Genomic DNA, 9913 nt, shown 5'->3' with positions numbered 1-9913 from the left:
ACTCGCCCCCCGGTCCCCGGCCCCCCTTGTGTTTTTCCTATTAATAAATGGGTTTTTTCCGTACCCCCCCCCCGCCCGTCCGCCCTGGCCCCCCCCCCCCGCCCCTGGGGCCCGCGGGGAGGGGGGAGAAAGGGGGGAGGGGCCCTCGCCTTCCGGACTCGCTACGGGTCCGCAAATCCCCAGTTTATCACTGGACAAAGACTAGGTGAACCGGGAACAAGCTGGCGATTCTTAGGCCTCTTCGAAGGGATCCCACGCCGGGTTCGTATAGGCCCATCGGCAGTGGATATGATCATCAGCGTTGCAGATGAGATCGTGGGAGCAGCGACGGGCGATCACCCGATAGGCCATGTCCGAAATGTGATCGCTGCGGGGATAGATCCGCTGCTCAAACAATCCCACTTCCTGCCGCAGGATCGGACAGTAACGGGTTTCCACTAGATACCACGCCGCCATGGGAAGCTCCCCCTGTAAAGAATCATCACTTCCATCTTAAATGAGGGGGAGAATGCAGAAGAGTGAGTTTCATCACACAAGAAGATGGACATAGCTCAATGCCCTGGCTCGTTTCATGAGACCCGTTGCATAACTGGATGGAGGGTCTGCCCCACCCCCTTCCTCCCCCCTCCCCACAGCCCCAAGGGCCATGGGGAGGGGGAGAACGAGAATGCTGAGGCCGGGAAGGCCGCCGAAGGCGGCCTTCCCGACCCCAACAAGTCCCTCCTGGCGAATGACGCGACCAGTCTATGAGGGTTGGGGGGCTTCGGGGTGCGGGGCGGAGGCAAGGGTCCTTCGCTTTTCTCCCCCTCCCCGCGGCCCGGAGGGCCACTGGGAGGGGGAGAAGGGAGGAGGGGCTGGCCCAGCCCAAGGGAAGGGTTCGAGCAGAAAGCGATGTGCCCGGCTTGTCCAGCGTCCAATCTTTAGGAATTCGCGGGGTAAATGAAGAAACGGGCGGCGGAATCGCCCGTTTCCTTGTTTCCTTCCCGGTGCCTAAACGTGGGCCAGCGCCCGATCCAGATCCGCCAGGAGATCGTCCGCATCTTCGATCCCCAGGGAGAGGCGGACCAAGGAATCGGTGATGCCGATGGCCATGCGATCCTCTGGCTCCATCTCGTAGTAGGACATGAGAGCCGGCTGCTCCACTAAGCTCTCCACGCCTCCCAGACTGGGAGCGATATAGGGGATTCGCAGGGCGTCGATGAACCGGGAGGTGCCCTCCCGATCGGCCGCCACCTCAAAGGTGACAACCCCTCCGAAGCCGCGCATCAGCCGACGGGCGACGGCGTGATCTGGGTGGGAGGGGAGCCCGGGATACCAGACGCGGCGGATCTTTGGATGGGCGCTCAGGAACTCCGCCACCCGCATGCCGTTTTCGTTCTGCCGTTGCACCCGCAGGGCCAGGGTCTTCAATCCCCGCAGGACCAGATACGCCGCATGAGGGTCCAGGATCCCCCCGATCATCGCCTGCATCTCCCGCAGCCCGGCGATCAGCTCGGCCGATCCGGCGACCACCCCGGCCATCGCATCATTATGGCCGCACATGTATTTGGTGGCGCTGTGGACCACCAGATCGACGCCGTAATCCAGAGGGCGCAGGTTGACCGGCGTGGCGAACGTGCTGTCCACGACCGTCCGAATGCGTCGCCGGCGGGCAACCTCGGCCAGCCGTTCCAGATCGACCACGCGAAGGTAGGGATTCGTGGGGGTCTCGGTGAAGATCAGGCGGGTGTTCGGACGGATGGCGGATTCCAGAGCCTCGAAGTCCCCGATGGGCACCACCGTGGCCTCCACGCCGAAGCGACGAAGGAACTGGAGGATGAACTGACGGGTGCGACGATAGGCGTCCTCGGTGACGATGAGATGGGCGCCGCTGCGCAGGAAAGCAAAGAGGATGGCGGTGATCGCCGCCATGCCCGTGGAGAAGGCGGCGGCGGCCTCCGCTCCTTCCAGGGCGGCCACGCGGGCTTCCAAAGCCGCCACCGTGGGGTTCCCATAGCGGCCATAATCCACCCGGTCGTGGGCTTCCCCCCACTGCCGGGCTTCCTGGAAGGCGATGAGATCGGCGGTGTTTCGAAAGGCATAGGTAGCCGTCTGGACGATCGGGGGAACCACCGCATGGTAGGGGTTGTGGCGCTCTCCGCCCCCATGAACCGCGAGCGTGGAAGGTCCTCGCGTCTCGGTCTGGATGGTGCATCCGGTTTCGGTCTGCACGTCCATCGCCGGCGCCTCCTTTGCGAACCCGTGCTGTGAATTCGAGTCCTATGGACACCGCAAGCCCTGACCGGGGGAGTCCGTGAAGACCCCTTCCCTCTTCCCACAGCCCAAAGGGCGGCAGGAAGGGAGGCCTTCTATCTCATCTGACCGGCTTCCTATCGCATAACCCCTATAAACAAAAAGGCCCCTTCTGGGCAAAGGGGCCTTGGAGTTCAGGCCACCCTTATCTCCCAGAAGCGCGGCGAACGCTTCTGCCGGACTTGGCACCTTACCCGCGCGGCCGTTCGCCGGTCGGCCGCGGACTTCCGCGGGCAGGTTGCCGGGGCTTCCTCGGGCCGGGTCCCTCCACCCACTCTGGATAAGAGCGGCACGCCTATTTGGTTGTCGAAGCGGCTTGCCCGGATGCGTAGACCCCAAACAGCAAGCCGCCTGAGATTTATCCAAAAGTATAGCAAAGGAGATCCATTCGCGCAAATCATGGCGGCCAGGCAGGCCTTCTCGTTTTCCAGATCCGGCAAACGCTGCCAGCCCTTCCGAGGAGAGGGGAATCGGCCCCTCTAGTTCCTCTAAGAGAAGATCTCCGGGGCATCATCGAAGGTGACTTCCTCTTTCCCCTGAAGTTTTTCGATCACCTTGTCTACAATCAGACGAAGATGGCGAGGATGTTGAACGAAGTCCAGCCGGTCTGCCGGGATGGTGAGCACAGGGCACAGATCAAAGCGCCGGATCCACTCCTCATAGAGATCGTTCAGGCGGGCCAGGTAATCCAAGGAGATCGTCCGCTCGAAGGCGCGGCCCCGCAGGGCGATGCGGCGTTGCAGGGTCGGAACAGAGGCCCGCAGGTAGAGCACCAGGTCGGGAGGCGGGAGAAACATCAGCAGGGTCTCATAGAGCTCTCGATAAACCCGCCAATCCCGCTCACTCAGATCTCCCCGCTCATACAGGTTTCTGGCGAAGATCTCCGCGTCCTCATAGATCGTGCGATCCTGGATCACCGAGTGGGACCGTTGCAACAGGAGAACATGATGCCGAAGCCGTCGTCCCAGGAAAAAGATCTGGGAGTGAAAGCTCCAGCGGGCCATATCCTGATAGAAATCCGCCAGATAGGGATTGTCATCTACGGCCTCAAAGAACGGCTCCCATCCGAGCGCCATGGCAAGCCGCTCGGTCAGCGCGGATTTCCCCACTCCGATGTTCCCCGCGATGGCGATGAACTTTTTTCCGGGGAGCAAATGATCGGTCATGGTTTCGCTCCGTCTGGACTGGGTTCATTCGGGGGTTGATAGGGGTGCTATCTCCATCCCACATCAAGGTCTGAGTCGAACGGCCGGTTGCAAACCGGAGGCCCGGGGTGGGCAGGGGTCTTGTTGCCTGTCCCATTCCCAGACTTCTCCTTTCACACGCCGGACTTGTTGCTGGATGGTTTGGGGAAAAAGAGCGATAACGCCAAGGGCTACTTCCGATCTGGGACACCGCCTTCAGGGGGCCCCAGCCCCGGAAGTTTTGACTCATGTTCGGAACACGAGCCGCTGGCCGGACGGATGGCAGGCAGGGGTTTGGGATGGTGGGGGGATGGCTTCACCGTCCGCCCTACCATCCTAAACGTTTTTGAATCCCTCTTCCCACGATGCTTCGCGTCTTGGGAAGGAGGGGAAAGGAAATCGTGACTGGCTGAATTCCTTTCGAAATATCAGGTTTGGTCGTCCAGGTAATAGGTCATTTGCTGCAGGTGGATCGCTGGGTCGATATATTGAACCAGGACCCCGGATGGGACCTTAAGGTGAATTGGAGCATAATTCAGAATCGCGCGGATGCCGGCCTCCACGCAGAGATCCGCCACTTGCTGGGCGGCTGAAGCAGGAACCGCAATCATGGCGATCTGAATCCGATGCTCCTGCACGAAGGCTGGGAGTTCCTGCACGTCCCGAATGACATGGAGCCCGATCGGCCGTCCGATTTTCTCCGGATCGTTATCGAAAATCGCCACGAGCCGGAACCCTCGAGGGGTGAAGCCCTGATACTGGGCCAGGGCATGCCCCAGGTTGCCCGCTCCGATCAGGATCATATCCCACGTTCGGTCGACCCTCAGGATCTGTTTGAGGCGATGGATCAGGTCCGGGATTCGATAGCCCGTCCCTTGTTTCCCGAAGGTCCCAAAATAGGAGAGATCCTTTCGAATCTGCGCGGAGCTGATCCCCAGACGCTCCCCGAGCTCCTGAGAGGAGGTGACTTCCCGCCCTTCCGCCGCCATGACCTGTAAGGCCCTCAAATAAACCGGGAGCCGCCCGATGACGATGTTCGGCACCTTGCGAACGGAAGCCATGTCCACCCCCCCCACTCCGGTTTGGAGGTTCCAGAACTTGTATATCACAAATTTGTGAAATTGGGAATTTCATTAGGAGCTGCGCAGCTCCTCATCCCCTGGGGCTTTGGGGAAGGACAGCGGGCAGGCCAGGGGACGAAGCTGCCTGCCGCGCTTCCTAATCCCCTGCCGGGGACTGATCCCGAACGAATCCTCGGATGGGCTCCGACCAAGCAGATCGCTGTGGGGACATTCAAGCCGTTGGGGAGGAGGAGAGGGGCCGTTGCCATGGTGTCTCCATCCGTCCGCAGCTAAGCACTGCCGCTTCGCGATGGGGATCTTTCATCTGGGTGGCGATCTGGCCTCTTCAGCCAGCGCACTGGATCTCCACAGCGGATCCATCCGCTCTGTAAGACGCGAGCCAGCATTCCCCGCCGGCCGTGCAGGGCTTCCTGAAGTCCAGGGCGGATCTCGTCCATCCGGCCGCATGGAGCGCAGGGCTGGGTGATCTCCAGGAGGGCTTCTCCGATCTGGAGACGATCGCCGGGGCGAAGCTGATGAAACGGGAGCCCCTGAAGGGTGATGTTCTCCCGCACCGCCCCGGGCCACAAGCCCAGCGCTTCCAGGGTTTCCCGATCCATCAGCAGAACTTGGCGAGAGGAATTGGAACGAGCGTGGGCATCTCCCTGGATGCCCCAGTTGGCTTCCACCCACACTTCGCTCATGGGCTCCATCGGGGCTCGGTGACCCGGACAGCGAAACAGGGCCACTACGGTCGGGGCAGGGGTGTCCATTGGCAGACCTCCGGATGATGGATCGCCGGGTTTAAGAGATGGGACAGATGCCCTTAACGCCCGACCTGGATCGGCTGGGCGGTCACCCCAGGAGGGGGTGAAGCGAGACAGCCCGCATGAGGGGGAATCCCAATCCCACCTTTCCCTCTTCCCCAGGCGGCTCCGAGGGCCGGGGAAGGGAGAAACTCGCTCCGGTGTGGGAGACAGGCGGATGGCCCTACGACCTCTCCCCTCTCCGCCTCCCGCAACCCGAAGGGCAGTGGTGAGGCGGAGAGCGGGCCTGCCCAGTCGGGCGTGTCGAATGTAAGAAGAGGGCGGACCGTAGCGATCCGCCCTCTTCTAAATCTACGAATCACAGATTTGCAACCACCGCATCCGCGAACTCGCTGGTGCGGACCTCGCGGGCGCCTTCCATCAGGCGGGCGAAATCATAGGTGACGATCTTCTGCTGGATGGTCCGGGTGAACGCCGCTTCGATGGCGTCGGCGACCTCATTCCATCCGAGGTAGCGGAACATCATCACGCCCGAGAGCAACAGCGAGCCTGGGTTCACCTTGTCCAGCCCCGCGTATTTGGGGGCTGAGCCGTGGGTGGCTTCGAAGACCGCCGGCCCATCCCCAATGTTCGCCCCCGGGGCGATCCCGACGCCGCCCACCATCGCCGCCAGGGCTTCCGAGAGGTAGTCGCCGTTCAGGTTGGGGGTGGCGATCACATCGTATTCGTCGGGGCGCAGGAGGACCTGCTGGAACATCGCGTCGGCGATGCGATCCTTTATGATGATCTTCCCGTCCGCAGGCTTCCCTTCCGCAACTTCCGCTTCCGTGATGGTCACGTCGCCGAACTCTTCCTTAGCCACTTCATAGCCCCAGCGGATGAAGGCGCCCTCTGTGTATTTCATAATGTTCCCTTTGCCGACCAGGGTGACGCTGCGCCGGCCGTTCTCCAGCGCATAGCGGATCGCTTTGCGCACGAGCCGTTTGGTCGCCCCTTCGCTGATCGGCTTGACGCCAATGCCGGCGTTGGGCGGCAGGGTGATTTTGAAGGTCCGCTTCAGATACGCCGCCACCCGCTTGGCCTCCGGAGACCCCGCCTCCCACTCGATCCCGGCGTAGACATCCTCCGTGTTCTCGCGGAACACCACCATGTCCACCTTGTGGGGCTCCTTCAGAGGGGAAGGAACCCCCGGATACCACTTGACCGGCCGCACACAGGCGTAGAGATCCAGCTTCTGACGGAGCTGGACGTTAATGCTGCGCCAGCCGTAACCGACGGGGGTGGTGAGGGGACCTTTGATGGCCACCACGAACTCCCGGATCGCACGTAGCGTCTCCTCCGGGAGGCGTTCACCGTAAAGCTCCTCTGCATCCTCCCCGGCATAAAGGCGGACCCATGCGATCTTCCGTTGACCGCCATACGCCTTCTGCACGGCAGCGTTCCAGACCTTCATCGCCGCCGGCATAATGTCTCGCCCCGTCCCATCTCCAACGATGTAACCGATGATGGGATAATCGGGCACAACCAGCTGTCCGTTCCGAATCTCGATCTTCTTCCCGTCTTCCGGCACGCGGACATGGGTGAACATGGCGCCGACCTCATGTGAATCTTGTCACAGGCGATTATATCATAACATAACTTGCTGTCTGTGTATCTTCCCTTTGAGAATCCTCGCGTCGCTTTGGTGGGTGGTATTGTGCCTCTTCCCCTCCCGTGGCTTTTTGGGGGGGGAGCGGGGCGCCGAAGGCGCCCGGCTCCACGGATAACTCCTGCTAACACAAAGCATCAGGGTTTACTGAAATCCCAGATGGGTTTTCGTGGGAAGATGCGGAGGTCCGTTGACACAGGCTCCCGGCCAGGCCTATAATCCTCAACGCAACCCTGTGCGCCAAGGGGGCTCCTATGCTGGTCCAGAACTACGTGAACGGGAAATGGGTGGAATCCCGTTCGGAAGCTCGTTATCTGGACATCAACCCGGCTACCGAGGAACCGATCGCCGAGGTGGTGAAGTCCGATGAGCGGGATGTGGAAGCGGCCGTGGAGGCGGCGGCGGCTGCCTACGAGAAGTGGCGGAAGGTCCCTGCACCTAAGCGGGCAGAGATCCTCTATCGCGTGGGGCAACTGTTGGTCGAGCGGAAGGAACAGATCGCCCGGCTGCTGACCCAGGAGATGGGGAAGGTGCTCCCGGAGGCCCGGGGCGACGTCCAGGAAGCGATCGACATGGCCTTCTATATCGGAGGGGAAGGCCGGCGGCTTCTGGGCTACACCGCCCCCGTGGAGTTGCCGAACAAATTCGGGATGGCCGTGCGGGATCCCATCGGCGTTGTCGCGTGCATTACCCCCTGGAACTTCCCCATCGCGATCCCCTCATGGAAGATCTTCCCCGCCTTGGTTGCTGGCAACACGGTGATCTTCAAACCCGCTACGGATACCCCGGCCACGGCGGCGGAATTTGTGCGCGTCTTTGAGGAAGCCGGCTTGCCCCCCGGGGTCCTGAACCTGGTGATCGGCCCGGGCCCCACGGTGGGCAACGCCCTGGTGGAGCATCCCACCGTGAAAGCGATCTCCTTCACGGGATCCACGGAGGTCGGGCGGGACCTTTACGCTCGGGCGGCCCGGCATCTCAAGCGGGTTTCTCTGGAGATGGGTGGCAAGAACGCCATCATCGTGATGGAGGATGCCAACCTGGAACTGGCCCTCGAGGCCACCCTGTGGGCGGCTTTCGGGACCACCGGGCAGCGCTGCACGGCCTGCTCCCGGCTGATCCTCCACAAGCCCATTAAGGAGAAGTTCACCGAGATGCTGGTGGAACGGGCGAAGCGGCTGCGCCTGGGGAACGGCCTGGAGCCGACCACGGATGTGGGGCCGCTGATCAACGAGGCCGCGGTGCAGAAAGTGCACCGTTACGTGGAGATCGGGAAAGCCGAAGGGGCCCGATTGCTGTGCGGTGGCAACCCCATCAAGGTGAACGGGAAGGGGTTCTTCTACGAGCCGACGATCTTCGATCAGGTGCAGCCGGACATGCGGATCGCCCAGGAGGAGATCTTCGGCCCGGTCCTCTCCATCATCGAGGCGGAGGATCTCGAAGAGGCGATCCACATCAACAACGCTGTGAACTACGGCCTCTCGAGCAGCCTGTTCACCCAGGATGTCAATAGGGCTTTCCAGGCGATCCGCGACATCACCACGGGCATCGTCTATATCAACCATGGCACCACCGGGGCGGAGATCCAGTTCCCCTTCGGAGGCACCCGGGGGACCGGTAACGGCCATCGGGAAGCCGGGCTGACCGCTATCGAGTTCTTCACAGAGTGGAAGGCGGTCTATGTCGACTACAGCGGCCGGCTCCAGCGGGCCCAGATCGACACCACCGCCTTCGGCCAGGTCCCGATCCAGTAGCGAACGCTGCGGGCAGCTCCCCCTCAGCTTGGGAGCTGGGGCACAGCGCCGCCGTGCCCCTCCCCCTGCCCACAGCCTTTCCAGCCGCGGACAGAGGATCCCTTTGGGGGTTTTCGGGGGCGATGCGGAGGGCCTTCGGCCCCCGCACTGCCCCCGAAAGATGTTTTCTCTCCGGCTCCCAATGGCGTAACTGCGATTGCGATCAGGAAAATTCGCCTTATTCCTCAAGATTGTGCTAAGATTCACGTGATGCCGCTTTACTGGGATGATGCCTACCCCATTGCGCTGGCGCTGCGGGCAGCCCATCCAGGGGTGGATCCTTTATCCGTGGATTGGGAGACGCTCCATCGGTGGGTGGTTGCCCTGCCGGATTTCGCGGATGATCCGCGCTTGAAAGATCCCCTGCGGCTGGAGGAAATCCAGCGGGAATGGCTGGAGGAGGTGCTCGCCCATGGATGAACTGCGCGATCTCAACACGATGCCGATCCCCTCTGAGCTCCGCAACAATGTCTTCGTCACCACGATCGATCGGTTCGTGAGCTCGATTTACAACTGGGGGCGCAAGCGCTCGGTCTGGCCGATGATGTTCGGCCTGGCCTGTTGCGCCATTGAGATGATCTGCGCCGCGGCCAGCCGTTTCGACATCGCCCGGTTCGGCTCGGAGCTGATGCGGCCAAGTCCCCGTCAGGCGGACCTCATGATCGTCTCCGGGACGGTCACCAAGAAGATGGTCCCTCAAATCGTCCGCCTCTATAACCAGATGCCGGAGCCGAAATACGTGATCTCCATGGGAGCGTGCGCCACGGGCGGCGGCCCCTTCAAGGAGGGCTACAACGTGGTCTCCGGTATCGACAAGTTCATCCCGGTGGATGTGTATGTGCCGGGCTGTCCGCCCCGGCCGGAGGCGTTGCTCCACGGCCTGCTGAAGCTGTATGAGAAGATCGAGCGTCAGTCCGTTCGATCGGTCCCCTGGTATCAGCGGGGCGAATCCGAGGCGATCCCGGTCCCGATTCTGGGGCCTGACCTCATCGACCCGCGGCGCCTGCCCGAGATCCGGGCCCGCCTGGCGGAGTTGCAGGCTCGTCAGGGGTCGTTGCCGGAATCTTCGCCTTAGCGAATCAGATCCGCCATGGGCGACTTCTAGTGCTTTGTCCAGTTATAAACTGGGGATTTGAGGAACCGAAGTGAGTCTGGAGAGCAATGGCCCCTC

Annotated in this window: 9 protein-coding genes and 1 riboswitch; of the genes, 3 read left to right on the top strand and 6 right to left on the bottom strand. The window is 62.0% G+C overall.

Annotation, left to right across the window (positions count from 1 at the left end; genetic code table 11):
- Positions 1 to 231 precede the first annotated feature (231 nt).
- The 6 genes from NZM16_RS10365 to icd all read right to left on the bottom strand — a co-directional run bounded on the left by NZM16_RS10365 (position 232) and on the right by icd (position 6892).
- Positions 232 to 456: a hypothetical protein gene (locus NZM16_RS10365; RefSeq protein ID WP_295449732.1), complete on the bottom strand. Its 225-nt coding sequence runs from the start codon at positions 454 to 456 to the stop codon at positions 232 to 234.
- Between the two features lie 534 nt (positions 457 to 990).
- A complete protein-coding gene (locus tag NZM16_RS10360) occupies positions 991 to 2217 on the bottom strand; it encodes an aminotransferase class I/II-fold pyridoxal phosphate-dependent enzyme (RefSeq protein ID WP_295480269.1) in 1227 nt (408 codons plus the stop codon).
- 217 nt (positions 2218 to 2434) lie between these two features.
- Positions 2435 to 2579: riboswitch (SAM riboswitch) on the bottom strand.
- 201 nt (positions 2580 to 2780) lie between these two features.
- Complete coding sequence (locus NZM16_RS10355) at positions 2781 to 3458, bottom strand: deoxynucleoside kinase (RefSeq protein ID WP_295449727.1); 678 nt, start codon at positions 3456 to 3458, stop codon at positions 2781 to 2783.
- 446 nt (positions 3459 to 3904) lie between these two features.
- Entirely contained in the window at positions 3905 to 4537 is a 633-nt protein-coding gene (locus NZM16_RS10350; RefSeq protein ID WP_295449725.1) for a redox-sensing transcriptional repressor Rex, read from the bottom strand.
- Positions 4538 to 4827: 290 nt separating this feature from the next.
- Positions 4828 to 5310 (bottom strand): MOSC domain-containing protein, encoded by a 483-nt coding sequence (locus NZM16_RS10345; RefSeq protein ID WP_295449723.1) that lies wholly within the window; start codon positions 5308 to 5310, stop codon positions 4828 to 4830.
- A 352-nt stretch (positions 5311 to 5662) separates the two neighbouring features.
- Positions 5663 to 6892: an isocitrate dehydrogenase (NADP(+)) gene (gene icd / locus NZM16_RS10340; RefSeq protein WP_295449722.1), complete on the bottom strand. Its 1230-nt coding sequence runs from the start codon at positions 6890 to 6892 to the stop codon at positions 5663 to 5665.
- A gap of 314 nt (positions 6893 to 7206) precedes the next feature.
- Here icd and NZM16_RS10335 point away from each other — a divergent pair, with 314 nt between their 5' ends.
- From NZM16_RS10335 to NZM16_RS10325, 3 genes are all read left to right on the top strand, one after another.
- Positions 7207 to 8703, top strand: coding sequence for an aldehyde dehydrogenase family protein (locus tag NZM16_RS10335; protein WP_295449719.1), 1497 nt, complete (start codon positions 7207 to 7209; stop codon positions 8701 to 8703).
- A 249-nt stretch (positions 8704 to 8952) separates the two neighbouring features.
- Positions 8953 to 9162, top strand: coding sequence for a Fe-S cluster assembly protein IscX (iscX, locus tag NZM16_RS10330; RefSeq protein WP_295449716.1), 210 nt, complete (start codon positions 8953 to 8955; stop codon positions 9160 to 9162).
- 19 nt (positions 9163 to 9181) lie between these two features.
- On the top strand, positions 9182 to 9817 hold the full coding sequence (locus tag NZM16_RS10325; protein ID WP_295449736.1) for an NADH-quinone oxidoreductase subunit B: 636 nt from the start codon (positions 9182 to 9184) through the stop codon (positions 9815 to 9817).
- Positions 9818 to 9913: the final 96 nt, after the last annotated feature.

It is taken from the genome of Thermoflexus sp. (assembly GCF_025055495.1).
Lineage (GTDB): Bacteria > Chloroflexota > Anaerolineae > Thermoflexales > Thermoflexaceae > Thermoflexus.
Note: the sequence above shows the minus strand (reverse complement) of the source record. Positions and strands in the feature narration are given on the sequence as shown.

Excerpts from the sequence above, each read along its gene's own strand:
- NZM16_RS10365 (WP_295449732.1), bottom strand. The coding sequence starts at position 456 with ATGGCGGCGTGGTATCTAGTGGAAACCCGTTACTGTCCGATCCTGCGG.
- NZM16_RS10360 (WP_295480269.1), bottom strand. The coding sequence starts at position 2,217 with ATGGACGTGCAGACCGAAACCGGATGCACCATCCAGACCGAGACGCGA.
- NZM16_RS10355 (WP_295449727.1), bottom strand. The coding sequence starts at position 3,458 with ATGACCGATCATTTGCTCCCCGGAAAAAAGTTCATCGCCATCGCGGGG.
- NZM16_RS10350 (WP_295449725.1), bottom strand. The coding sequence starts at position 4,537 with ATGGCTTCCGTTCGCAAGGTGCCGAACATCGTCATCGGGCGGCTCCCG.
- NZM16_RS10345 (WP_295449723.1), bottom strand. The coding sequence starts at position 5,310 with ATGGACACCCCTGCCCCGACCGTAGTGGCCCTGTTTCGCTGTCCGGGT.
- icd (WP_295449722.1), bottom strand. The coding sequence starts at position 6,892 with ATGTTCACCCATGTCCGCGTGCCGGAAGACGGGAAGAAGATCGAGATT.
- NZM16_RS10335 (WP_295449719.1), top strand. The coding sequence starts at position 7,207 with ATGCTGGTCCAGAACTACGTGAACGGGAAATGGGTGGAATCCCGTTCG.
- iscX (WP_295449716.1), top strand. The coding sequence starts at position 8,953 with ATGCCGCTTTACTGGGATGATGCCTACCCCATTGCGCTGGCGCTGCGG.
- NZM16_RS10325 (WP_295449736.1), top strand. The coding sequence starts at position 9,182 with ATGCCGATCCCCTCTGAGCTCCGCAACAATGTCTTCGTCACCACGATC.